Annotated in this window: 20 protein-coding genes; 8 read left to right on the forward strand and 12 right to left on the reverse strand. The window is 61.9% G+C overall.

Translation table 11 applies throughout. The features are described 5' to 3' along the window. The first annotated feature begins 161 nt into the window (after positions 1-161). From ACI3KW_RS12100 to ACI3KW_RS12110, 3 genes are all read left to right on the forward strand, one after another. Positions 162-1,223 carry an XdhC family protein gene (locus tag ACI3KW_RS12100; protein WP_404848279.1) on the forward strand — a complete coding sequence of 354 codons (1,062 nt, stop codon included), beginning with the start codon at positions 162-164 and terminating at the stop codon, positions 1,221-1,223. Then, entirely contained in the window at positions 1,210-1,776 is a 567-nt protein-coding gene (locus ACI3KW_RS12105; RefSeq protein ID WP_404848280.1) for an NTP transferase domain-containing protein, read from the forward strand. Before ACI3KW_RS12100 ends, ACI3KW_RS12105 begins: the two co-directional genes overlap by 14 nt. Before the next feature lie 162 nt (positions 1,777-1,938). Then, the gene (locus ACI3KW_RS12110; protein WP_404848281.1) at positions 1,939-2,943 is read left to right on the forward strand and encodes an AraC family transcriptional regulator ligand-binding domain-containing protein; all 1,005 of its coding nucleotides are present in this window, start codon (positions 1,939-1,941) and stop codon (positions 2,941-2,943) included. Between the two features lie 16 nt (positions 2,944-2,959). On the opposite strand, the gene ACI3KW_RS12115 is transcribed toward ACI3KW_RS12110, so the two are convergent. Genes ACI3KW_RS12115 through ACI3KW_RS12125 form a run of 3 tightly spaced genes read right to left on the reverse strand, consistent with a single transcriptional unit; the run spans position 2,960 to position 6,018 of the window. Further along, positions 2,960-3,340, reverse strand: coding sequence for a c-type cytochrome (locus tag ACI3KW_RS12115; protein WP_404848282.1), 381 nt, complete (start codon positions 3,338-3,340; stop codon positions 2,960-2,962). Beyond that, complete coding sequence (locus ACI3KW_RS12120; protein WP_404848283.1) at positions 3,341-5,563, reverse strand: molybdopterin cofactor-binding domain-containing protein; 2,223 nt, start codon at positions 5,561-5,563, stop codon at positions 3,341-3,343. It abuts the gene before it with no gap. Further along, positions 5,563-6,018: a (2Fe-2S)-binding protein gene (locus tag ACI3KW_RS12125; RefSeq protein ID WP_404848341.1), complete on the reverse strand. Its 456-nt coding sequence runs from the start codon at positions 6,016-6,018 to the stop codon at positions 5,563-5,565. Before ACI3KW_RS12125 ends, ACI3KW_RS12120 begins: the two co-directional genes overlap by 1 nt. 791 nt (positions 6,019-6,809) lie before the next feature. Here ACI3KW_RS12125 and ACI3KW_RS12130 point away from each other — a divergent pair. Beyond that, positions 6,810-7,055, forward strand: a complete 246-nt coding sequence (locus ACI3KW_RS12130) for a hypothetical protein (protein WP_404848284.1) — start codon at positions 6,810-6,812, stop codon at positions 7,053-7,055. Positions 7,056-7,130: 75 nt separating this feature from the next. Here the strand turns inward: ACI3KW_RS12130 and ACI3KW_RS12135 are convergent, their stop codons facing one another. The 4 genes from ACI3KW_RS12135 to ACI3KW_RS12150 form a co-directional block, all read right to left on the reverse strand. Then, entirely contained in the window at positions 7,131-7,349 is a 219-nt protein-coding gene (locus ACI3KW_RS12135) for a DNA-binding protein (RefSeq protein ID WP_404848285.1), read from the reverse strand. Positions 7,350-7,827: 478 nt separating this feature from the next. Continuing rightward, complete coding sequence (locus tag ACI3KW_RS12140) at positions 7,828-9,720, reverse strand: AAA family ATPase (protein WP_404848286.1); 1,893 nt, start codon at positions 9,718-9,720, stop codon at positions 7,828-7,830. A 350-nt stretch (positions 9,721-10,070) separates the two neighbouring features. After that, a complete protein-coding gene (locus ACI3KW_RS12145) occupies positions 10,071-11,312 on the reverse strand; it encodes a site-specific integrase (RefSeq protein WP_404848287.1) in 1,242 nt (413 codons plus the stop codon). Continuing rightward, on the reverse strand, positions 11,309-12,427 hold the full coding sequence (locus ACI3KW_RS12150) for a hypothetical protein (protein WP_404848288.1): 1,119 nt from the start codon (positions 12,425-12,427) through the stop codon (positions 11,309-11,311). Before ACI3KW_RS12150 ends, ACI3KW_RS12145 begins: the two co-directional genes overlap by 4 nt. An 840-nt stretch (positions 12,428-13,267) precedes the next feature. Here ACI3KW_RS12150 and ACI3KW_RS12155 point away from each other — a divergent pair. Continuing rightward, entirely contained in the window at positions 13,268-14,902 is a 1,635-nt protein-coding gene (locus ACI3KW_RS12155) for a DUF6538 domain-containing protein (RefSeq protein WP_404848289.1), read from the forward strand. Positions 14,903-14,910: 8 nt separating this feature from the next. Here the strand turns inward: ACI3KW_RS12155 and ACI3KW_RS12160 are convergent, their stop codons facing one another. Both ACI3KW_RS12160 and ACI3KW_RS12165 read right to left on the reverse strand, forming a co-directional pair. Then, complete coding sequence (locus tag ACI3KW_RS12160) at positions 14,911-15,210, reverse strand: DUF6634 family protein (protein WP_404848290.1); 300 nt, start codon at positions 15,208-15,210, stop codon at positions 14,911-14,913. Positions 15,211-15,252: 42 nt separating this feature from the next. Continuing rightward, positions 15,253-16,209, reverse strand: a complete 957-nt coding sequence (locus ACI3KW_RS12165; RefSeq protein ID WP_404848291.1) for a hypothetical protein — start codon at positions 16,207-16,209, stop codon at positions 15,253-15,255. Positions 16,210-16,907: 698 nt separating this feature from the next. Between ACI3KW_RS12165 and ACI3KW_RS12170 the strand changes: the two genes are divergently transcribed. Genes ACI3KW_RS12170 through ACI3KW_RS12180 form a run of 3 tightly spaced genes read left to right on the forward strand, consistent with a single transcriptional unit; the run spans position 16,908 to position 20,757 of the window. Beyond that, the gene (locus ACI3KW_RS12170) at positions 16,908-17,213 is read left to right on the forward strand and encodes a hypothetical protein (RefSeq protein WP_404848292.1); all 306 of its coding nucleotides are present in this window, start codon (positions 16,908-16,910) and stop codon (positions 17,211-17,213) included. 10 nt (positions 17,214-17,223) lie between these two features. Then, a complete protein-coding gene (locus tag ACI3KW_RS12175; protein WP_404848293.1) occupies positions 17,224-18,201 on the forward strand; it encodes an AAA family ATPase in 978 nt (325 codons plus the stop codon). Between the two features lie 54 nt (positions 18,202-18,255). Next, positions 18,256-20,757, forward strand: a complete 2,502-nt coding sequence (locus tag ACI3KW_RS12180) for a S8 family peptidase (protein ID WP_404848294.1) — start codon at positions 18,256-18,258, stop codon at positions 20,755-20,757. Here ACI3KW_RS12180 and ACI3KW_RS12185 read toward each other — a convergent pair. From ACI3KW_RS12185 to ACI3KW_RS12195, 3 genes are all read right to left on the reverse strand, one after another. Continuing rightward, on the reverse strand, positions 20,744-22,546 hold the full coding sequence (locus tag ACI3KW_RS12185; protein ID WP_404848295.1) for a CHAT domain-containing protein: 1,803 nt from the start codon (positions 22,544-22,546) through the stop codon (positions 20,744-20,746). The two genes, ACI3KW_RS12180 and ACI3KW_RS12185, sit on opposite strands and share 14 nt — an antisense overlap. A gap of 2 nt (positions 22,547-22,548) precedes the next feature. After that, positions 22,549-23,997, reverse strand: coding sequence for a lipase/acyltransferase domain-containing protein (locus ACI3KW_RS12190; RefSeq protein ID WP_404848296.1), 1,449 nt, complete (start codon positions 23,995-23,997; stop codon positions 22,549-22,551). Between the two features lie 193 nt (positions 23,998-24,190). Continuing rightward, a complete protein-coding gene (locus ACI3KW_RS12195; protein ID WP_404848297.1) occupies positions 24,191-24,841 on the reverse strand; it encodes a hypothetical protein in 651 nt (216 codons plus the stop codon). Between the last annotated feature and the right edge of the window lie 229 nt (positions 24,842-25,070).

A 25,070-nucleotide genomic window follows, 5' to 3' on the forward strand; every position in this document is an offset into this window, starting at 1 on the left:
GTCATATCCAATCATTAGGTCGTTTTGAGCCGGTAAGGGTCTTCGAGGCGGATTGTCGCGATCGGCAGGCTTGATTGGCGCCTCCAGCTAGTCACAACAACACGCCAGGGCGTCATGTTGTAAAGCTGACGAAACGCCAGGTAGGCGCAAGGAGGCTGCCGATGCGACTGGATACCAGCGACATAGTGGCCAAAAGGGGCCCCGTCTGGCCCAGGCGACATCGCCCAATCTCGGAGTACCAGACCGGAAGGGGTGGCTCGGGTCCTTCGTTTGCCTCACTATTCGAGTTGTCACGGGAAGCCGAGCCGTTTGCCTTCCTCGCACAAGCAAAGGAGCAGGGCATTCAGGGGGCATTAGTTACCATTTGCGCCGTCGATGGTAGCGCACCCAAGCCATTAGGCACCCAGATGGCAGTCCTCGAGGATGGTCGATATGTCGGCTATGTCTCTGGCGGATGCGTTGAGGCAGCCATAGCCAGCGAAGTTGTGGAAACAATAGCGGCTCGGCGCGATGCAATTCTGCGATTCGGTCGAGGCTCGCGCTTCATCGACATCCGCTTCCCCTGCGGGGGCGGCGTTGAACTACTGATACATGTCAGGCCCGAAGCCTTCCTTCTGCGCGATGCGCTTTCGTGTCTGCAGCGGCGCCAGGCGTTCACTCTCGCCTTCGACCCAGCCAGTTCCCACGCCAGCATCGTCACGGGTCCAGTCCAAGGTGGCTGGTCGGAAGGGCGCTATCTGCGACCATACCGCCCCCGTACGCGCCTCTTGCTCGTGGGGCGCGGTTCCGAGTTTGAGGTCATGGCCCGGGTGGCAGAGGCCGGTGAATTCGATCTCGTACTGGCATCGCCCGACACAGACAGCTTGCAAGCGCTGTCGCATTTGCGGGCGAGAACTCACCTGCTGACCGCTCCGGACGACCCTTGGGATTTGCCCATGGACGCTTGGACCGCTACGGTACTGCTGTTCCACGAACATGAGTGGGAGGACACCATTTTGGCGCGTGCCGCAACAGCGGAAGGGTTCTACGTGGGAGCGCTGGGAAGCGCCCGGTCCCACGCTACCCGCCGTAATAGGCTTGCGGCTATGGGACTTGATCAGGAACAGGTTAACCGCATCAAAGGACCCATCGGGTTGATTGGTCATGCACGGGACCCCAGTGTCCTGGCTCTTTCGGTCCTGAGCGAAGTCGCGATGGCACGGATTGAACTTGATCGAGGTTAGCAGAACCATTGGTGTGGTCCTTGCGGCGGGCCGCTCGCGGCGCTTTGGCGCCGACAAACTGCTTCAGCCGCTTCATGGTCAGCCGCTTGGCGCCCATATCGCGATTGAACTGGCGAACCTGCCGCTCCTGCAACGAATTGCCGTCTGCCCGCTGGGCACGGCCGCGCGCAGGCAGATCTACTCCAGCCGAGGATTTGTCTTGCTCGACAACCCGCAGCCCGGGAGGGGCATGGGCACCTCTCTGGCGCTCGCCGCGCAGCATGCCTTGGCTGCTGGGGCCGACGCTCTTCTTGTCTGCCTGGCGGACATGCCGCACATTCCGGCATCCCACCTACAGGGCCTTCTGGCGCTTGCGCGCTTGGACCGCAACGTGGCCACCGAAGCAGACGGACTCCGCGGCCCGCCTATCGCGATCGGTGCACACGCCCTTGCCGGGCTTGTCCAACTTTCGGGGGATTATGGCGCTAGGCACCTATTGGCCGCCGCTGCCATATTGCCCGCGGCGGGGGAAGTCGTTCGAGATTACGATGTACCGGCTGATTTCTTTCCTTGAGCGCGGCACAGTGGTCTAAGTGGGCGAGAGGGTCTGACGATCGGTTCGACCTCGCTGGCGAACATATTGAGGTGCGAGTTGGTTTTTTGGCACAAACAGTCACAGACCCCCGTCCGCATTCCTCCAGACAAGTTCAAGGTTCTGCGTATCAGCTGGAGAGGCATGGAAGTCATGGGCCTTTCTCCCGCTGTCGTACTGCGCAAGGCAGGGCTGCCGGCAACGCTGCACCTCAGCCAGGAAAGTCTGGTTACTACAGCGCAGTACTTCGCACTGATGCGTGCAGCGGAAGACCTGTGCGCGGAGCCGGCGGCAGGGTTGATTGCCGTCCTTCGAAACGACCCCGCGCTGCTCCCGCCATCCAATCTCGCTCCACATTATGCTCGAGACTACCGCGATGGGCTGGTGCGAACCGCCCGCTATAAGTCGCTGTTCGGCCCGAAGCGGCTGAATATTCTCGAGGATAGCGGCGATTGGGCTCTGTCCATTGATTGGTTCTACGCCATCGAGGGCGAGCCGCCCATGCTGACCGACATAACCTTTACGGCTCTTATGGAGCTTGGCCGCAGAGGCACCGGCGTCCGGATCGTTCCCCGGCGCGTCGAACTCGCGCGACCGGACGACGGCAGCGGCATCCGTGAGGACTATCTTGGTTGTCCGATACTTTACGATGCGCCGCGCAGCGTCCTGGTAATCAAAGGAGAGGATCTGAACCGCCCCTTCCAGGGCCACAATCCGGAACTGCTCGAAATGCTAAGCCCTGCGCTCCATCGGGCACTCGCTGAACTCACGGCCCAGAGCGCGATCAGCGATCAGGTCAAGGCCGTGCTGAAGAGATTGCTGCCCAGCGGCCGGCCTGAGCTTAGAGATGTTGCACGCGAACTCGGGATGGGCGAACGCACCTTGCAAAGGCGTATCGCGGAGGAGGGTAGGACACTGCGGCAGCTCCTGTCGGAGGCTCGGCTGGAGCTCGGGCGCCAGCTGCTGCTGGAGCCTAACGTTGACATCGTCGAGGTGGCCTATTTGTTGGGGTTTGAGGATTCCAACTCGTTCTATCGCGCTTTCCGTTCGTGGGAAGGCACGACCCCAGCGCGGTGGCGGCAGCAGGCGTGGGATGCTGAGCTCAGCTCCAAATCGGGCCCGTTGTCCGGAGAGTTTAAGCAGGTTTGACGGGCGGCCTCTTAGCTCATTGTGGCACCACCTGAGTGGCCAGAAACGCGACTATGTCGAGACGTTGCTGCTCGTCAGCAACCCGCAACATCATGCGCGTGCCAGCGACCATTGCCCTGGGGTCCGCCAAGAAGGTATCGAGAGTTTCGGGCGTCCATGTGATGCCCGAGTCCCGCATGGCGGCCGAGTAATTGAATCCTTCGACACTTCCTGCCGGTCGGCCGATGATGCCTTGCAGGTTCGGTCCAACCCCATTTCGCGGCTGGGCTACCTGATGGCAGGATGCGCATTGCCGCCTGTACACGGCATTTCCGCTCTCTGCGTCGCCTTCCTGGGCCAGTGCCGGGTTGATCAGGAGGCAGGCCAACAACATGGCCGTCGAACACGAGCGTTTCATCTAGAGGGTTCCTTCGAACTGGGCTTTCGAGAGTGGTAGACTGCGGATCCGTTGTCCGGTGAGCGCCGCGACCGCGTTGACGACTGCTGGCGGCACGCCGGAAACTGCGGGTTCGCCAATGCCACCCATGGGCGCGCCACTCTCGATGATGCGGACGTGTACGCGCGGCATCCGGTCGCGCGCGAGGAACGGATATAGATCGAAATTGCGAGCCTGCGGCATGCCGTCGATGTAGGTCACCTCTTCCAGCAACGCCGTAGACAGGCCCATCGCCACTGATGATGTGACCTGCGCCTCAATAACCGCAGGGTTCACGATATTGCCCGGGTCGATCGCCACCCAGACGTCGTGCACCATCACCTCGCCATTCACGATCGAGGCTTCCGCAATAGTGGCTACCTCTGTTCCAAACGGCGAAGCCATGGCCACGCCACGCGCGCGACGGCTGCCATCTTCTGCGGTGAACGGCCCTCGCGTCCAACCGCCCGACAGCTCCGCAACCGCCTCCAGCAGCGAGCGGTGTCGGGGGCTTTCGGCCAGGAGCTGCAGGCGCATCTCGTAGGGATCCCGCCCACCGGCATCAGCCAACTCGTCGAGGAAGCCCTCGTAGAAGAAGCCGTTCATAGAATGGCCGACGGAGCGCCAATAACCGAGCGTAACCGGGTAGGCCACGCGGACATGAGCTACGCGGCGATTGGGGATGGCGTAGGGCTTCTCAGCCAAGCCCTCGAACACCGACGTTCTTGGCGCTTCCGGCGGCTCAAACCCCGGACCGTCGCCTATGGCCTCGATGTCAATGGCGATGGGCAGGTCCGCATTGTTGAGTCCGGCACGGAAGCGTGCCACGACCAGCGGGCGCATCGCGTCGCGCAGGAACTCTTCCTCCCTGCTCCAGATAAGCTTGATCGGACGCCCGACGGCCCTGGCGAGGAGGATTGCCTGCGAAAACGGGTTCGCACTGTTGTAGAGAAAGTGCCGCCCAAAAAAGCCTCCCAGCATGGGTGAATGGATCCGAACGTTTTCTTGGGCAATCCCTGCAACATTTGCTGCCACCTGCTGGAACACATCCGGCATCTGGTTTGGCAACCAAAGATCAAGGGTATCGTCCTCGTTCCAGCGGGCGATCGTTGTGGGCGGTTCGAGCTGGCCATGGGCGAGAAGGGGTGCATCGTAGGTGGCTTCCACGATCCGCGCAGCACCTTCTAAAGCTGTGGCGGGGTCGCCGTGGGACTCAGCTTCCAGACCCGGCCCGGGCGCGGCAGCAAGTCTTCCACGCAGCCCGTCGGTTGAAAAGTCCGCAGGCATTGCATCCGGCCTGTCGGGAGCAGGCTCCGTCCAGGTGACTTGCAGCGCCTCAACCGCTTGACGAGCACGCCACCAAAGATCGGCGACGACTGCCACCGCTCCGGGCAGACGATGGATGGAATGCACGCCTGGCATCGCCGCCACGTCGGCCTGGTTAGCTATCGTGCCAGGCTCCCCGCCGAGCCTGGGGGCATGCTGCACTGCCGCGTACAGCATGCCATCTACCTTCACGTCGATGGTATAGATGGCTTTGCCCGTTGACTTGTCACGCACGTCGAGGCGGGGCACTGGCTTGCGGATCCAGCGGAAATCCGATTCGGCGCGAAGTGCCACATTTTCCGGCACTGGCAGATCAGCAGCATCCGGGATGAGTTCCCCGTATGTGAAAGTACGGCCGGAGGCGCGGTGAAGTACCCGGCCCGGCTCCGTGGCCAAATCCTCCATCTGCACGTCCAGACGTGCGGCTGCGACTTGCAGGAGCATCTGGCGCGCTGCCGCGCCAAGGCCTCGCATCGCCTGATAACTCGACCGAATCGAGCTACTGCCTCCAGTGAGGCGGAAGCCACCCAGTTGATAGTCGGGGCCGGGAGGGGCAGATTCAACGACGAAGTTTGCCGGATCCACGTCGAGTTCCTCGCCAACGATTTGTGCCAGAGCGGTGTAGATGCCCTGGCCACCTTCAATGTAGGGGCTCTGTAGCCGAACGGTGTTGTCTGCGCGGATCTCAATGAAGGCGGACACGCGCTTGCCGGGCTCGATTGCCTGGGCATCTTGGCCGCGTGTCACTCGGACGGGCAATGCAACACCCAACACTAGTGCACCTATGGACGCACCGAGAAAGCCACGACGGGACAGATTGACTGGTACCCGTGTAGCCGCCTGCGCGAGGCCGATCATGTGCCGCTTGATCGCATTCATCAGGCTGCCCCATTGGCAGCCAGCCGCACTGCGGCGGCGATTGCGTTGTACGTCCCACAGCGGCAAAGGTTGGTCATCGTGGCAATGATGTCTTCGTCAGTCGGCTGTGGGATCTGCTTGATCAAGGCGGTGGCCGCCATCACTTGGCCAGACTGGCAATAGCCGCACTGCGGCACCTGGCTTGTAACCCAGGCTTCAACGACGCGATGGCCCACGGGATCGTTCTCGATTGCTTCGATGGTCGTTATCGCAAGCCCTTCAACACTGTCGGCGGGCGTCACGCACGAACGCGTCGGCTGACCGTCGATCAGCACAGTGCAAGCGCCGCACATGCCGATACCGCAGCCGTACTTGGTACCAGTCATACCAAGGATGTCGCGGATGGCCCACAGCAGCGGCATGCCTTCGTCAGCGTCGATCGTATGATCAGTTTCATTCACTCTGATCGTCACCATTGCCATCTCTTCTTTGTTGAGGTCACGCACGCGGCACAATGACGCGGAAGGCGATCGTGTTCGATTGCACGGTGGCTGTGACTAGCCAAACCTGTCAGCAGGCTAGCCGAAGACGCCAAAGAGCATTGGCTGGCTGGTGTCGAACCTACCGCTGGGGCGATTGCTACGCACGTGGAGTAGCGCCCTTGGACAACTCTATGGCGCGAGGCGTAAGCTGCTCGGTGGTTGTTCCTGAAGGACTACGCCCGCCGTCCTCAGCAGGATGGATCGAAGGTCATAGTTTTCGAGGGACCAGGGCGTCGGGCAGGATGTCTCGGACGAGTTCTGGTCCAGCGATGGGACAACGGTTGAGGCCGGGGCGATCCCAAGAGAAATTGCGAGCGAGGCGACTGCCCCGCTCGCAACGGCTGCCTGTAGCTTGAAGAACCAAGTTTGCGTCAGGGCTGGCCCAGGCGTCGCCCAGATGAAGGCATTCGCGCTGTAGCGCCGCCCATCCAACTGCCCTTCGTGCTGGCCGGTACCTGAAGGGCCAACTCCACGTCGATGTGCCGCCAGTGTGAGTGTTCCGCCCAGCGCCAACGTCCTTTCGGCGCTAACGGTCGATGGCACGATCCAGGTCACCTATCGAGCTGGCGGCGTGGTGATGCTGTGGGTGTCCGATTCCAAGACTGGCGAATTGCGTCAAAGCACAGAATCGCGGCGCAGCAGCAGGCAAGAGGGGCGGCCTACCGCCCCTGAATTTCCCGAATATCTTCTGGGGCATTCTGCAGAACGTTCTCGATCCAATCCGCTTGCAGATCTTTGACGGGGAAGTGCTGCGCCTGGCTGGCGAAGTACTGCCCAGCGTGCGTCCCGGCGTGGGCGTCGTAGGGCCGGGCCATGGAGCCGCACCTGCGGCAGTGTTGATGACCCGTTTCGAGCGGCCGTTCCGGCAATTGGCGTTGCGGAACGGCCTGACCCGCCTCGCCAGGAGATCGATCCGACGGCGCGGGCTGCCAAGGATTAGCCGCCCGAACCAACTGGCCGTCAAGGATTGACCTTCGAAATGAAAGGATAAACCGGTTGGCGGCGGATGTTGCTTGCCAACCGGCATGGTGCGGAAAACGGAGGTGCTATAGCCCGCGTTTTATGGAAGCGTTCTTTTCCTCGCGGGCGGTGATGTAGGCCATGATCGTCGACCTCCGACAGACCACTGTCGACCCGACTTTGAAGAATGGCAGGTACTGCTGGTCGCAGGCATGGTAAACTTGGCGGCGGGTCATCCCGAGGGTGCGCCCGATAGCGGCTGCACCCCATATAACATCGGATGCCAGGTCGTATTGTTCGTCCATTTGGTCACTCCTGTGCTTTCGCATGCGCCGACCACCTGAAAGGGTCGCGCGTAGAAGGGCCCGGCTGCTAACGCGGCAACCGTGAGCCAACTATTGGATTTGTGGTGACGTCACCCAGGTCCCGTCTGTCCGGCGGGCATCTGATGCCAAGCCGGCGACCCTTGCTCCCAGGGGCGGAGCCATGAGCAACAAGAGGTCGGGCGCTCTCCGCCGGTGGCTCCGGCTCAGAGCGAGATGACGGGCTTAGGCCTGGTCTAAATGCTTGGAATGGACATTTTTTGCGATCTCCTCGGTGGCGGAAGGTCGGCCATCGCCGCGCCAACGGCAAAGAGGCCGACCAGTTAGGGTAAGCAAACACCTATAGAAAACGATGAATACTTTACATTTCCATAAACTACTGCTCGGTGACGTTGAACTGAAACGCCGGGTGAGTTGCGCCGGAGGCGGGAAAATAGAGCTGCTGCGGAATATTGGGGAATCACGCTTCGTCTCCATCCAGCATGCGCGCCAGTTCTGCCCGCGATAGCGACCATTCCGCCAGCAGAAGCGCAGCGAGGCGTTCGCAGCGGGATTTGTGAAAATTCACCCAATGCTCGGCCGCTTTTGCCAGACGTTGCAGGTCTGCCTCGACCTTCCGCCGCAGAACCGGGTCCGAAGACAGTAGCGCGGTCGCCTCGTCCGGCGCTGCCCGCCAAAGCAGGGCTTCTCCGGCGCCGTGGGCAACGTGACCAATCGTGATCAATTCGGTCGCGCGATGAAGGTCCGAACCTCTTGGTCCGCCCCAACCCAGAGAACGAAACCGCTCCCCCAAGAGGACGGTTTCGGCCGCGGCGCCGGCCAACAGCATGATGACCATTTTCTCGACATCGGCATGGGTCATCGGCGGCTCGGCCGGCAGAAAACTCGTGGTTCCGCCCCTGTCGCCACGACGCCGGATCGTGACATGGTCGGGCGTCAGTCCAATGAGGTGGCCGACAACACAATGGCCCGCTTCGTGGACCGCGATCCGCCTCAAATGTTCCGGTGACCTTGTATCGAGGCCAATGACCACGTTCCAAAGATCGTCGTGCGCCAGGGTGCGGCCAGCGTTTCGCGCGGCGCGGCGGGCGGTGTTGACCCAATCGGCCGCTTGCGCGCCCGACGCGCCGGCGACTTCGCGTGCCAATTGCAGCAGGTCCACGTCCAAAAGATCAGGACCGAGATGGTATCGGAAAATGCCGGCGAGGTCTTCGGTTGAGGGAGCAGTAATCTCGAGCAGGCGCGAAAGTCGACCGGGACGCACCAATGCCGGGTCGAGATCTCCGTAGCGGTTGGTTGCGCCCAGCACAACGACACCCTCTCGATGGGTCAGCGACGAGTCCAGTTGGGTCAGGAATTCCGTAATAACCGGCGTCCACCAGTCCCTGTTGCGTGCGCTGAGGGTCGAACGACTTGGCAGCGCATCGAGTTCATCGATGAACAGCAATGATGGTGCCACGTCAAGGGCGTGCGAAAACACTTGCCGCGACCGCTTGATCACTGCACCGAGATCGCCGTCGCTGGTTGCGAACAACTCGCCAATCGAGGTCCCGACGAAGGTCAGCTTGCACTCGACCGCAATGATCCGAGCGACCATCGTCTTGCCGACTCCAGGCGGCCCGACCAGAACCGCACCGGCGTCGACCGCCGTAAAAGGCAATTCGCCAGCACGGTATGAGGCGATATCGGACTTGAGATCCATGCCCCAGGCCTTGGCCGCTTCGAGGCCGAGCACAGATGAAAGCGGCGGCACTGTTTCGTTGGGAGCGGTGCCCTGCCGCTGCAGGCGCCCGAGCCGCGCTAGCGCTGATCGGACTGGGCTTCCAGGCGAAAAACAAGCGGCAAGGGCATCGAGGTCGGTCTCAGGCGGCACACATCTGATGCGCCGCGAGTCACCGATCAGGCATCGCCTTGCAACCTCTCTCAGCACCGGCAGGTTCGGCGGAATGATGGTGATGCGGTGATCGGGAAGGTGAGCCATGCGCTCGGGAAAGGTCATGCCCTCCGGCACAATGGCGAAGATGCCCCTGCGCTTGGCGATTGCCTCGGCCAGGCGTTTGGGATCATCGGTACTGGACTTGCCCTTTCGATTCATGGTCGGGACAAACAACTGGCGACCGGGGAACAATTCCGCCAGGGCCTTGCCGATCCAAGTTTCCCAGGACGACCTGACCTCAAACACGACGACGCAATTGGGCGTCGCGCGTATTTTGGCTGCTTGGCGAGACGACATGGAGCGTACGACGCAACCACGTGCCAGTGCCAACCTCGGATCCTCGAAATCGACACCATTGGCAGTTGGCGACACAAGGAGGACCTCAAAATCGCTCTCATACTCACTGTTGTCCGCCATTATCGCACCTGCCGATCGTGTCGAGGTGCGATAGCAAAGGGTGTCACCAGCGCGAAGACCCGCGGTTCCGCCTCGCCATGGTTAGTGCGCTCGAGTGTCGCTTTTTCGCTTGCCCACCAGCATTTTCAGTGCGCACTGCGGCGTTGGAACGGTCCCCGGCCTTTGCGGCAGATAACATTTTAGCTGCGAGGACTTTTGGATCCCGGCACGGGCGCTACGCTCCACTTGCCTCGGTCACGGCGCCGACCGGTCGGATTACCGCGGTGCATATCCGCGGCGCCAAGCCCGGATCAGCGCCTGCATCCGCCTGCTGCATCATGGATCGTCGGAAAGCGTGGCAACCCGGTCCGTCAGGCCGCCTCCTTGAGGCGCGGCGCGGACCGGCGCGGAGCATAGTCCGTTTCGTCGGCTTCGGGCTTACCGCCGATGACGAGGCTCAGACGGACACGCTCTCCGGGCGAGTTCGCATACTTACCCTTTTCGTGTACGCGCCACCACAGCTCGTCGGCGAAGGCGAGCGAAGACGCATAGATCATCACGGTGATCTCGATGCTGGAGTGGCCGATCCAGGTCTGGATGTTCTGCAACCGGACGCCGGACACGAGCCAGGCGGTGACGCATCCGGCCCGATAGCGATGAAAGCCGAACATACGGCCGGCGAGCGTTTTCTGGAAGCGGTCGTGAATCGTACGGGCCTCTCGGTGCGCTATCCTGCGCCCGGGCGCGTCGGTGATCGCCTGGTCCATGGGCCCGGCCGGAAAGGCCTCGAACCAGGCCTTGAGCTCGGCGGCGAGCACGGCAGGCAGCGGGATGTCGCGCTTGCCGGCCTTGGTCTTGGTGTCCTTGCGGTTCCCTTCGGCGTTGAGGGACTTGCGCACGTGCAGCCATCCCTTGCCCTCGGCATCGACGAAGACGACATCGCACCGGCGCAGGGCCAGCGCCTCGCCGATGCGCAGGCCGCAGCGGAGCAGGATATGCAAGAGGATGCGCAGCACGCCGGACGACTTCTCGAGGCGATCGGTGATCTCGGGGCCGTAGGGGATCGGCTTGTCGTTGAACTGGGGCCCGCGCAAGCCATAGGGACCACGCACCCGGCGCCCGGGAATGTCGCCCGGCGTCCTGACCGGTGGCTCGAGATCGCCGAAACCGTGACGGATGATGCGGCAGAGCCAGCCCACAAAAAATGCGAAGGTCTCGGGATGCGGTGCCGCCAGCTCGAGCTTGTCCGCCAACTTCTTGACCCCATGCCTGTCCAGCCGGCGCAGGAGGATATCGCCGCAGAGCGGTCCGATCCGTTTCATTGCACGGTCGATCTTGTAGATAAGGCGAGCCTCTTCGTCCTCGAGATACCCCGCGCGCATTTCCGCCGCCACGCAAGCGATCGTCACGTCACCGAGCTTCTCCTCGAGCATCGCACGACGGGCGAGGTCGCGCGCGGCCCGGACCCGCGCCTGCTGGCGCGTGCCATGGAATATGCGTTGCCGCTTGCCGGTTTCGGGGTCCACCGTGTTGGCGGGGTAGGGTTTGGCGCGCTTGCCGCGCATGGGTTTGTTCAAGGCACTTGCGGAGCCGACCGAAGCGGCGCCTTTCATGGGGTTCCCCCGAGGCTGGCCAGAAGGTTGATGCCGGCAGTCGCCATCTCCATCTGCAGGTGGCTTTCGGGATCGACGAAGGCGGACCGGTAACGCTGCGCGAAGTACGGAAACCACGCATAGCCGGCCATCGCCATGACGACGACGACACTATCCTGGCCCAGCCGGTCGACCACCCAGCGATCGCGGAAGTCATCGAACCGGTAAGCCGTCTCCGTCTCGAGGCTGGCGACGCCGATCTCCGTCTGGGCCGTCTTGACCGCGCGTAAGAGCGCCTCGTAGACGCTGCACCTTTGCCGCGGACCGTATCGGCCCGGCAACTGGATGACCCAGTCCGGTTCGCCTGGGAGTTGCGGGGCGGCGAGGACTTCCTCAAGCAGGTCGCGATCAAGACCGTATATGTTGCGAACGGTCGCCGGATTGAGAGGGGCAGCGGCGCGATTGACGACAATGGTGCGGCGCACCGCGATCTGCCTAGCTTTGAGGTCGATGTCGGTGCGCCTGAGGGCCACCGCCTCGCGGGACGACAGTCCGGCGCCCCTTGCCAATAGCAATCCGGGGCGTAGGTAAGGGCAAAGTTCGGGCTCGACGAGCGCGATGACGGGGTGGGGAACAGGATCGAGCGTGCGCTCGAGAGGCTTTTTGCTGCGGCCGGGCACCTCGAAATAGCGCTTCACGATGTTGGTTTCGACCCGCCGTTCGACCAGTGCCCGTTCAAGAGCGGGACCTGCGGTGTCGATGTAACCGATCGCGGTCCTGCGACTGAGGCCCGCCTTGCGCATGGCCCGCTCCATTGCCGCGACGTGATTGCTGTCTGCGTGCGCCAGCGCCACCGCGGGCGCGAAGTGCGCGCAGCGCTCGAGGCGCCGCTTGTTGAGGTCCCTGGTCACCGGATGGAGGTGTCCGGGGAGGGTTTCGGCATAGTGAAGCAGGTAGCCTGCGAGCGAGATGTCGGGGCGCACGCGGCTGTCGAAGCGCTCGCTTTCGAGACGGGCTGCCTCGGGGGTCTGCTGGTCGGTCTGGCGGCGCTGGCCGTCGGCCGGGATGTAATCGGCCACGTGTGCGAGTGTGCCGTCGGCGCGCTTGCGCGTGCGGGGGATGCGGAGTTCGGGCATGTTGGTCCTCGTGCCTTTCTCGTTCGTCCCAAGCATGGGCGGACGGGTACGGGTCGGCAACGGGAAATCCGGCGTTTGCAAACGGTGCCGTCGGAAGGATTGTTGAAGGATAACAAAGGGTAAGCCGTACCGGAAAGTAAGGATTATACGGAACGGGATGGAATCCTTGTTAATCCTTTTGGGCGCGTAGGAGAGGCCCGGCGGAGCGGGGGTCGGCAGCTGGCTGGACAGCGGGGAGCAGCGGAACGAAATTCTACGAACAAGGAAGAAAGACCATTCGATCCACATCGGCTGGCGGCGATCGGGTCGCCATGCGACCCTGCCGGCCGCAGCCAAGAGTAGCCCGATCAACGCCCAAGTGTCGGGAAACGCTAGTTTTTTTTGCGCGATCCGCTCCGGGTTGGCCCGTGGGTTGGCATAGCTCCGGCACGGCTTTGCCGCCTGCCCATTTGCACCCGGTGCCGCAACAGGATTTCCAAGCTGCCAAAATGTGGCGAAATCTTGGCGAAATGCTGGGTAGCAGAGGGGTGCGGTCCATTCGCGGGGGGAACGATTCGGGCCGGGCGACGAGTGCGGGTCGGTACGCCCGGAGGAAACGCGTATCCCGTCCGATGGGGGAGACAGCGTTCGTAGCGTGCATCCCTCTCCCGCGCAGGATATCGGCCGAGCCGGTGCCGGGGGCTTGATCGAGACGCTCGGCCGAAGCGGGCGAAACGTTCCGGCACGTGCGGAATCGCCGTCGCCCGCCGCAAGGGACGGCATCGGTTGCCTGTCACCCGTCGTCGGATCGCGCTAACCCTCGTGCCCGGGCACTTACGGCTTGTTCAGGAGAGGTTGGCTATGGTCGTTCGCATGGCGACACCGTTTCTGCACCCCAAGTCCAAGGTCTACTATTTCCGCAAGGCAGTGCCGGAGCACCTTCAGGCAATCCTGGGCAAGAAGGAGGAGAAGTTTTCCCTCCACACCAAGGATCCGAAGGAAGCAAAGCGGCTGTTTGCCCAAGCGGCGGCCGAAGTCGAGGCCCGTTGGGAGGCTCTGCAAAAGCGGCCGAGCGTCCCCGAGCCGGCAAGGGAGCAGCCGATGACGCTGGAGCGCATCATAGCGCTGGCCGGCGAATTCTATCGCGGCCTCATGACCGAACATGGTGCCGACCCGGGCCCGGCCAAACTATGGCGCGAGAAACTCGATCGTATACAGACCGCCTTGCCCGACCGTCTCCTCAAGCCGGGTCGGAAGCGAATTCCGGGCTGGGCATTCGGTCCGGCTCAACAAGCAGCCCGAATGGTCGGTGGGCAGGTGCGCGAGGTTCTCGATGCGAGAGGTATCGTCACCGACCACGAAAGCCTGACGCGTCTCTACATCGAAGTCGCCATCGCGCAGGCACAGGCCTATACCGTTCTCGCGCGTCGGGCCGAAGGCGACTTCAGCGCCGATCCCCAAGTCGACAGGTTTCCGATCTGGAAGGCGCCTGCGGATGAAAATGGGACGGATTGGCGCAAAACCTATGCCGCCTATCTCCTGGCGAAGACGCCGGCAGCCAAGACCATCAAGCGCCAAAAAGGCGTTCTCTCGGCCTTCTTCACGTTCGTGGGCCACGACGATCCCTCGCGCGTCACGCGTGCCGACGCTTTGAGCTGGATGAGGCACCGGCTGGCCGATGGCATCGCACCGCAGACGGTCTGGCAAGCCGACATCGCCCACCCGCGTACCCTACTGAATTGGGCGCGGAAGAACGACTATATTTCCGGCCGTCCCTTCGACGACATCGATGCACCGGCAATCAACAAGAAGCAGCTGCGCGACAAGGAGTTCACGCTCGAAGAGTCCGAGCTGATCCTGAAGGCCACGCTAGACCCGGTCAGCACCCGTATGACCGAAGAAGGCGCCGCCGCGCGCCGTTGGGTTCCTTGGCTGTGCGCATATAGCGGTGCGCGCGTAAACGAAGTCACTCAGGCGCGGTCGGAGGATGTCTATGAAAGGAAATCGCGAAACGGAAAGCTTGTCTGGGTCATCCGCATTACGCCTGAGGCCGGTTCCACCAAGACGAATGAAGCACGCGAGGTCGCTCTTCATCCTCATGTGATCGAAATGGGTTTCCTGAGATACGTCAAAAGCCGAAAGGGAAAGCCGCTCTTTTACGATCCGGGAAGGGCTCGCAACCCGAATGCGGAGAACCCCCAGTATGCAAAGGCCGGTTCGCGCCTCGCGGAGTGGGTACGCAAGGTCGTCGGTATCAAAGATAAATCAGTGCGCCCAAATCACGCCTGGCGGCACCTGTTCAGGTCCTTCTTGCTCGCGGCAGAAGTCCAGGAGCAGATCATCGACCGGATCGATGGCCATGCCAGCAAAACCGTCGGGCAGACCTACGGGACTGCCTGGCCAGAGGTGATGTTGGCAGCAGTTTCCAAGATACCGCGCTTCCTCGAGAAGCCAGAGTGCTCGCGTACCGAGGACCCCGACGGCAAGGTGGGATAGGTGGGCATCTAATCCTTGTTGAGGGCCATCGGCTCACCGAGGCGATAGTACCTGCTGATCGTTCGCGCCCAGCGCAGATCCGGCGAGACGAAGAGTACGATACTTGTCCAACACCAACCCGCCGGAAGCCTTGGATGTCCGGTCACGACGCCACCAAGGCGCCGATGGCCATCGTCCATCTCGCCGAATACCCAGCCGGAGAGATGCGGCGCGTTTTCCAGGTCGCGGTCGGTCGGCATGTGTCCGCTGCGCAATCTGACCAACTCGCGTAGACCGGCAGCGACGACACCGTCAGATAGCCTTGCCATGGTGATCTCCATTGTCTCGGGAGCGCTGTCCTGGACGCCAGGTCAGCTGATGCTCCAGCGGGACGCCACGTGAGTGCGTCCGGCGGTGACCATTTTGATGAGGGAAGCTGCGGTCCTGCCGGCAATAGCAACGCGGGTGAAGCCCACCTCCGCATTGCCGACGACCCTGGCCACCTCGAGGAAGCGGGCATGCGCCGACCGGTAGCGCTGTCCGACGGCGGGAGATGTCTGCAGATAGACGCTGGAGCCTTGGTGCAACACGACGGTCCCGTCCCGCACCGTTGCGAGGGCGGCTATCCTTCCGTCGGCATAGCGCAGGCGCGAGCCGGGCTCGAAACGCCGGAAATTGTGGGCTTCGCGCGCCAGGTCCAGGACGACCGCCGGGCCGAGCACCTCGTCCGCCGGTCCGGGGATAGAGACCGGCGCGATCGGCCATTCGGTCGCATCGGCTGCCAGAGGGCGGAAATCCGCGTCGCCGTCGAGCACCATTTCGCCAAGAAAGACCAGCTCGCGTATTCTGTCGACTGCGCGCGAGAGGTCATGGCGCTGGTCGGGGCTCATCCTGAAGTATGGGTGGCGGTCAAAAGTCGTGCTCGCCAGGGCGTTGCCTTCGGCCACCCAGGCATGGGCAAATTCGGCCTCAAGAAATTTCCGTTCCTGCACGGTCCACTCACCTTGGGCCGAAAACGCCGCCACGACGCGGGCCGGCAGGAGCATTGGCGCAGCCCTGTGTCGGCGGAGCCGGTCGATGACTTTTCCCTCCCCTATCCGGGCGATCGAGCCGCTGGGATCCTCGATCCTGTAGATCCCGTGCAAAGACAGCCAAGGCGCCAGACGCGGATCCTCAATGGCGCACATGGGCGCGATGAGGACAGCAACTGACCTGTCTGACGCCACTAAAATGACGCCGTGAGCGGGAACCCGATGGGGCACGTGAAGGCAGACCCCGTAAGAGTTAACCATGTGCGTGGCGGTCAAACCCAGTCGATCAAAAATCATGTCGCGCTCCCATGGGCCGACATGCGATTTTGGTCCGCGTGCTACTTTCGTCGGCCGTCTCACCACTAAACCCGCCTTAAAAGCGTGCCCACTGGAAGGTCCGGTAGTCTCGGTATCGTCGTCTGCCCTAGTGGAACAGGCGTGCCCAAGGCAGATGTTGAACCGCGTCCCCGATTTTATCTACTTTGGCACGAGGCCAACGAACTTGACCACCACTGAGGGGAACGGGATGCCGGATGTCGCCAACATGCTCAACACTGAAGGGGTCGTGATCCATCGCGACGCGGACGGGTACGGCAGTGTCGAGTTCGATGGGCCGGAACACCGTATTGGGGTATTTACCGGTGAAGTTCCGCAGGACCTCGGGTCGAGGGCGAAGCGACAACCGGGCGGAAGGTCATAGGCCGCGCTGACGAGCGTGGTGCCAGCTCTGTATCCTCAGGAACGAACCCACCGGTATTTAATACCCGAACCGGCAGCCCTATTAGGTATCGTCGCCGGCCTTCACCAGCAGGACATTGTGAACTGTGATTAAAGACGGTTGATCGTATGGCAAGAATCCATCCGTCTCGTGTCTACCTGCCGCCCGGGCACTTCGGTGTGTACGCGGCGCCGTAAATATGGGTTTCCCCTTCTCGGCCTCTTTTCCTGTCATCGTATTTCGATTGCACGCACCCCATTAAATGCAATAAATGCATATGCGCGGTCGTCCCAAGAACATCAAGAACGCATCCCTTGTCGGTCAGCTCAACGAGTTCAAGCTGGATCACCGCATCACGCTTGCCGAAATGGCAGGAATGATCGGTATCAGTGCGTCCACGCTTAGCAGAAGTATGACAAGTCAATGCTTTTCCGAGGATGCGGAGAGGCGCGCTAGGAGGCTGCTCAACCCGTCCGCAGAAAAACTTGCAGCATTGCATTTATTGCAAGAATTTGCCATAAAGCTTCCGGAAATCCAGCAAGCGTTAGACTTGTTGCTTGACCGGCCCGGGCCTCGGGAATAGGGGGACGCGCATGACCTCGACCAGCCAATTAATCGCCATGATCCGCAGCCATGCCGCGGGCGACAGCGACCGCTTTCTTTCGATCGCGGAGCATATCGCGAGCGACGCCGCGAGTTCGGGCAAGAAAAAGGTTGCTGGCGACCTGCAAACCGTCATCAGCGCCGCTAGGGCAGCGGAACGCGGGCGTCCTGCCAAGCCGACACCCATCACTGCACCGCGCGGCGAGCTCGCCGGTCTCGTGCGGGCGTCGTATCCCGAAATACAGATGTCGGACCTCGTTTTTAATGCCGACCAATCGCGACGCTTGACCCGGGCGGTGCGTGAGCATCGGGAACATGAAGCCCTGGAAGCGAAGAACCTGGCACCTCGGCGCAAGTTCCTTTTCTCCGGCCCTCCCGGAACGGGCAAGGGCATGACCGCCGCGGCCATGGCCACTGAGCTTGGCTTACCGCTGTTTACCATCCTTCTCGATGGCGTCATCACCAAGTTCATGGGAGAGACCGCCTCCAAGCTGCGACTGATCTTCGACGCCATGTCCACGTCTCGCGGGGTGTATTTCTTCGACGAGGTTGATGCGCTTGCCGGACGCCGCGGCGCCGAGAACGATGTCGGCGAAGCGCGCCGCATGCTCAATTCGTTTTTGCAATTTCTCGAAGATGACGACTCGGGCAGCGTCATTATTGCCGCCACCAATCACAAGGCGCTTCTCGACCCGGCTATATTTCGCCGCTTCGACGCGGCATTCGTTTACGCCAAGCCCAGCGTCGACGAAGCCCGGCGCGTATTGCGGAATCACCTGCTTCAATTCGATCTCGCGAAAATCGACTGGCAATCGCTCGATGGCGCCCTTGCCGACCTTAGCCAGGCTGATCTCGTGGCGGCCGCCAGCGACGCAGCGCGCGACGCAGTTCTCGATCATGGTGCCGAATTGAGCACCAAGTTGTTGAAGCAGGCGCTGGAAGACCGTCAGTCTATCCATCCTGATTGACGCGAATCCTTTCAATTGGCGATAAAGTTGCTCGGATACTTCGGTTCGGGTGACATGAGTCGTTTCAAGCATTTGCATATTCATCGGCTGGGTGTTGCTCCCGCGAAGTTCGAGGCGCCCCGTGGTTTCGGGCCCGAGAGGATCACGTCGATCCAAAACAGATACCTGCACGCCCAGGAGCTCTCCTCCGCGCTTAACGTCGGCACCGCCAGATTGGTGGAAATCGAAGCGGCGCAAGCCCGCGCCAAAGTTCAAGCGAACCGGCGCGGTACGGCTATCACCATCGAGGCTCGCGAGGGCTTCGATATTCTTGCTGGCAATTCCCGTCCCACGTCTGCGGTCTCGAAGCTGCTGTCGGTCAAACGAGGACCGCTTCAAGAGGACGGTAAGGTCGGGCCTGACGTCGCGACCTACTTCCTGACCAAGACGAACCTGAAAACCTTCCGTAGTCAGTTGGAAGACTACGGAAACTGGGTCGACAGGGGTCAGCCGAGGCAACGGCGGGACAACGACGGGGACGAGGACGGAGACAAGCCGAACAATTTCTGGCTGTTCGAGACTGCCGCTACAATCCGGGCGTCGACCATCAGGGATTATTGGACCGACACACTCGACCGGCTACCGGCGACAAGGGACAAGGCTCGGTGGGAGGTCTGGGTCAGGGTCGACCAGCAGGCATACTTCGCGGCCGCGGCAGAAATCGCGGGAGTGGTCCTCGACGGCAATCCGACGAGCTTCCTCGAGGTGGCGGTCCAGAACGTGATTGGTACGCCCGAGCAGATCCAGTCCCTCATCGAGGCCAGCGCTTCGGTCGTCGAGCTCAGAAGCGCTTCCGCCCTTTCCTCAGATTTTCTGGACATGGATCCGCCGGCTCGGGCGGCGGCCGTGGACGATATTGCCGGCCGCCTCGCTCCACCTGATACCGATGCCCCTCGCATCACCATTCTCGACACGGGCTTCAATGCCAACCACCCCCTCTTGAAGAATTCCGTGGCTCCCGGTGCGCTTTACGCGGCTGATGCGAGCTGGGCGACCGGCGATCATGACGGGCACGGCACTAAGATGGCCGGGGTGGCGCAGTTCCTCGATCTCGGGCACCCGATGTACGACACGGGCAAGATCGGCCAATGGACCCGGCTGGAGTCGGTCGTGGTTCAGGCTCCCACAGGCAAGCCTCCGTTGCCGGCGCACGACGCGATCGAGAGGGGCGTCGCCTTGGCGGAGCAGCAGAGGGCCAGGCGCGTATTCTGCCTTGCGCAAACGGCCCGGGGCGAATTGACCACCGGGCGCGGCACCGCGACATCCGCCACCATCGACAAACTTGCCTACAACGACGGCAAGCCGCGCTTATTCTGTGTCGCGGCCGGCAATGTGCCGAGGACCCCGACGCATCCTTATCAGGTCGGCGATTATTTGGATCGAAACCGGCGTTTCGCCATCGAGGCGCCCGGACAGGCCTTCAACGTGATTACTGTGGGGGCCATGACTACCAAGACCGACGGCCCGGACCTCGTGTCGCCGAGCGGTGACATGGCGCCGACGTCACGAAGCGCCGAAAGTTGGCCCGACCCACATCCGTTCAAGCCCGATATCGTAATGGAAGGCGGCAATTTTTCGATGGAAGGCGCCGGGTATTTCGCGCACCCGTCTCGCCCCAATCTGGTCCTGACGACGGCGAAGGATTTCTCGGTCCAGCCACTCGGACTGACGGGCGAAACGAGCGCGGCGACCGCGGCCGCATCGGGGCTGCTTGCCAGGCTGATGTCGTACTATCCACGGCTTACGCCGCAATCCTATAGGGGGTTGCTGGTTCATAGCGCCGAGTGGACCGAAGCCATGAACCGACAATACCAGGCCCTCGCCGCAAAGACGAAGAAAGCGACCGCCAAGGCGATCTTCATGGGCCGGTACGGTTGGGGCGTGCCGAACCAGCCCCGGCTCTATGCCAGCGCCGACAACGAAATGACTTTGGTGATCGAGGACGAGCTCCAGCCGTTCCAGAACGACGGATCGCTCAAGCTCAAGGAAATGAAATATTTCACCCTCCCTTGGCCGATCGGTGTGCTGAGGGCATTGGGACAGACCCAGGTTGAGCTCAAGGTCACCTTGTCGTATTTCATCGAACCCGAGCCCCACGCGTTCGCGCGGGATCGGTACGATCGATACGCCTCTCACCGCCTGCGATTTGACGTGAGGCGGTTCAACGAAGACCACTCGAGCGCCCAGTCCCGGTTCAACGCGGCGGAGGACAGTGATCCGGGCGCGTCCGACGACGGGTGGGACATGGGGGCCGGTCAACGCGGCCGGGGCTCCCTTCATCAGGACATCTGGCGCGGCCCGGCGTACCAATTGGCCGAGCGCGACGGCATAGCAGTCGGCCCGGTCAAGGGTTGGTGGGCCGAAATCGGCGCCGCCAAGCGCTACGATCGCAAGGTGCCTTTCAGCCTGATCGTGAGCCTCAAAGCGCCTGCCGGCACGGACCTCTTCACGGAGACGCGGATCGCGGCCGAAAAAGCGAAAATTCTTGTGGAACAGCCCGTCATTATCGAGGTGTAGGCGAGGTTTCCGCAATGGCCATCACATCCCCGTACATGACATAGGCGTAGGCACTGGGAGACGCTGCAGCGTTAGCCTTCTTTGCCGCAAGCGAAGCGGCACCGATCGACAGGCCTTCCTTCAGGATACCGGTCAATAGGGAGCGGACAAAACTGGCGGCGCTCTCATCCTGGATCGACCACAGAGGCGCGACGACGCCGCCGAATCCTTGCCGGGCCAATGCCGCCGGCCAGCCGGTGACCGCCCCCAACGCGCGGTCGGCGTTGCCCACTTGGCACGCGTTCAGAACGAACAGGGGGGCATCACGCTTTCCCAGGCGCACGCTCCCGTTGATTTGCTCGACGGGTACCCAATGATCTTGCATGCGAAGGCCGATCTCGTTCGGTGCGCCTTCCGCCGCGCCATGCCCGGCAAAATGCACCAGTTGGACCGCATGTCCCGACGTGCCGGTCAGCAACCCCATGAAGGAAGCGAAGTCGGGAGCGCCTCGCTCGGCGTCAACCTCGGTCGCCAGCCACTGACCTTCCGCCTCTGCTGCGGGAAGGGTCGCTCCACGGGCATATTGCGGCACGAAGGATACGCGCCGGCCGAATCGATAACTCGCCGGCGCGGCGTTTTCGTTCAGCGACCAGCGGGCGACGGGGTGCATCAACGCCAAATGTCCTTCGACATCCGACGCCGCGGATCCGACGAACATCAGCTCCCACGGAACGTGAGGTTCGTCGGTCAGGATCTGTATCGGGAATTCCGGTCCTTCCGCGCCGCGCACCAGCCTGTAGATTTCGGAAAACTGCTGGGGCACGGCACCCCAGATTGTCTCGCCGAGACCTCTTAGGGTGCCTTGGTGCGTTCCGGCAGGGAGTATCGGGCATTGGCGGAACTTGGTTGTGAAATAATCCTTGGGCGATTGGCCCAGGACGCTTGTGCAAACCCGGTTCGACACGCCGAGGTGGCGGAGATGGGGCGCCGTGTCGAACGACCAGACGCAGTTGCCGTCGGCGGATCCGTTGTTAAATATCCTGACCGTCAGGGACGGTGGCCTTGCCGACCTGTCGACCGAAAGACCCGATCCGCCGACAGTATAGGAACGTTCCTCTCCGTTGATTTCCGGTGCCCGGCCCACCGGAATCGTTCGTGTCGCGGAACCGCTGTAACGTCCGGCGAACGAGAAGATCAACCTGACCTCGATCTCGACCGCGTCCTCTCGTACCCGGCCTGAAAACAAGGCCGGCATCGAGGGTCCGTCGCGACGGACCCTGATGATGGCGAACCGTTGCGCTTCCGGGATATCCAGTTGTGAGGAATGGATTTCGACGTCGATGTCCAGGTGCGGCTGGTCGGATCGAAAGCCCAACTCCATCGGCTCCGCTTCGGTCGTCTTCGACGCCGAGACGAGAAGATCGGCGACGATATCGATACTGTCGCCGGCCAGCGGGGTCCCCTCGGTGGTTCTGATATCGGGGTAACGCGTCACCGTGGAGGTTTCCGGGAGCGTTGCGGGTTGCGGCGGAGCGTCGAAGTCGTCACCGGCGGAATAGAGCGGCGACGTCACCTCGAGAAGATTGTCGATTCCGTCCACGAACGTGTTGAGCACGACGAGATGCCCGATATCGGCCTTCACCTCTTCGGAGAACACCGCGCCTTCCAGCACGGCCCTGCGCCCGCGAAGGGTCACCGTCAGCCGGAATACCCGGTCACCGAGGCCGCCGGCCAGCAGCGCGCGCACCCTTTCCCATTCCAACCCGGGAGGCAGGACAATCCGATCGTGAGCATGGTCGGAAATTGACATAGTCACTCCTGCTGTACGGACTGGACGAAGAAGACGTCACCGGCGGTTTCGGCACCGGCACAAGACACGGCGGAGGCATAAGAACCCGGTTCCAGCGCGCCTTCCCAGGTGAACATGCCGTCTTTGGGATACATTCTGGTGGTGAACCGGATGGCGCTCTGATCCAAACCTGTGATGGACAGATCGAGATATTGTGTCGGCGTTCCCGTCGCGGCGGTCATGCGAACCGGTTCTCGGGCCGGATAAATGTCACCGATCGTCAGGCTGATCGTGCCGACGCCACCGCGGTCACGAAGGCTGACCTCCGGTAAGCCGGCGATCGCGTTGCGGATATGAGCGATCGTCATCGCATGGGAGGGGATGACGGCGTGGCGGGTCGGAACGAAAGTGGCGACCTCTTCCCCGACTTCGGGCGGTGTAGCCGATCGTCTTGGAACAATGCCGTCGCCCCAAAGGAGGCGGTCGTCATCGGAGTTTTCGCATGTCACGACGCCGGTCGATTGCAGAGCGGCGAACCCGAATGTGGGTTGTTCCGTGCCGATGACCGTCCGCAACGAGCCTCGCCGGCTCGCATAGGCGTCGATGCTTGCGTTCGAGTTGGCGGCCCCGGTCATTTCGGCGTGAAAGTCGAGAGCGGCCCGAGCCCGGCCGGCATCGATGTTGGCTATGCTGCTATCATGGACGTGGTGAAGCCCGCCGTCGGTGTCCTTGATGAACGTTGTGGTCGGCAAGAGCTGGTAGACCGAGTCCATGCCCCGAATGGCGTTGATGCTGTCCTTGAGGCGCTGGGGTAGCCACCATTGGGTCATCCCATCCGCAAGGAAGGAGACCGCGTTTCCGGACCCGGAAAACGGCGTGCTGATGGCGAAAGTCGCTCGGGTCGTTCGCCATCCTTCCATCACCTCCACGAAATGCCGCGCGATCAGCCCTCCCATGGAATGGGTCACCAGTACCAGGCGCGCACCATCATTGCCACTTGATGCCTTCCACACCGACAACCAGGAATGTGCAGCCCTGGCCAATTGTCCGGCCGCCACCCGATTGTCGCGTCGCCAATCGTACGCGAACTCGAAATAGTTCTTCCCCGGCGACAGCCGCAAGCCTTCGATCAGACCCCGGCTGAGGTCTTGATAGGTTCCGATCTTCCAAAGATCCGGTATGACGGCGGGTCGCCGCAGGATTCCCGTTGCGGTGATGCCGTCGCCGATATCTTCATCGAGGCTGCCTGGGGCCGAAAGTGCGAGTGCATCGAGGGTGTCTTCGGTCAGGGCACCCCATATCGTGCTCTCGGATCCGCCCCACAAGACCCTTCCGTCCTTCGACAGTTCCGATCCGATTATTCCGGGAATGAGAATGACGACGTCAGAAAAGCCCGACAAGAAATTCTCCCATCCTGCATTGAAGAGCCCCGCGTTGCCGGCGGCAATGCTCGAATCGATACCGACAAGCATCGTCTAAACGACGATAGCAATTCAATCGACCCGTCTTCTCGGCAACATGCGCTTGTTTTGGCTGTGGACCAAGAGTGGCAGCACTTGGCCTGCGTGTCCGTAACCCCAAACGCGGGGCTGGGGTCGCTTATGGTCGCCATCGCCCATTGATGCCCGAGCGGTCCCACCCGGCGCATGAAGATCTTATCGGCCATCAGACGACAGGGCGGTCGTTGATTACTTGGCTGACTTGAGAGAGCTCGGTCATTAGCCAATGGGTTTCGGCACAAACGTAGTTGGTGAGGATGAGGACTGTCTGGTAGCGGGCCTGTGGCTTGTGATCGAAGATCGCGTAATGGTGCATCACGTCGTTCCGCAAAAGCCGGACATCGTCGAGTAGACGGAAAATGTGCGCCCTGTCGGCGGCTGCAGGAGCATTCGGGAACGAGTGTCGAATGCCATTCGCCCAAAGCTGCTTGTCGTACGACGAGGTCATCAGATGCTGCCAGAAGCCGAAGGTGAGGCTGGCGATGATGTGGTCCTCGGTCGTAACATGCGACCGCTTGGCCTTTTGCCGTCGAACGGTGTCCAGCAACTCGGCCCGGGTGTGTTGAGCCAGCAAGTTGTGGAATTTTGGGTTGTCGAACCAACTGTTGCCGAAGCGCTTTCGCACTGGGATGACGATGGCGTTCCGCGCCGCCACTTCGACGGTCTGCAGCGGGAGATACAGGGCTTGGCAGATGTGGCTGTTCCAGACATAAAGCCTGGTCGCCAGGTGTTTGTCGCCATTCGCCGCCTTGAGGTAGCGCCCCAGCCGGGCGGGCGAAAGAACCGCCTCAACCGCGGAATAGGTCGTATGCACCATCGAAAATTGGTATTGCAACCTTAACCTCTGTCGACTACTTCTACCCGCATGCGCTGCGGATTTGATCACTGCGTTCGCGTATATCTGTCGCAGACTGGATTAGGAAGGCGGGCCCCCGGGCGCCGCCTTCAATCTTTTGGGCTGCTCGCAAGCGGATGCGGGGTTGGTCCGACCCGATCCAGGCCGAAGCTTATCTCCCTTGTAGACGCGGGTTTCGACCGCCAATTTG

The sequence above is a fragment of the Devosia sp. ZW T5_3 genome (assembly GCF_044987315.1).
Classification (GTDB): Bacteria; Pseudomonadota; Alphaproteobacteria; order Rhizobiales; family Devosiaceae; genus Devosia.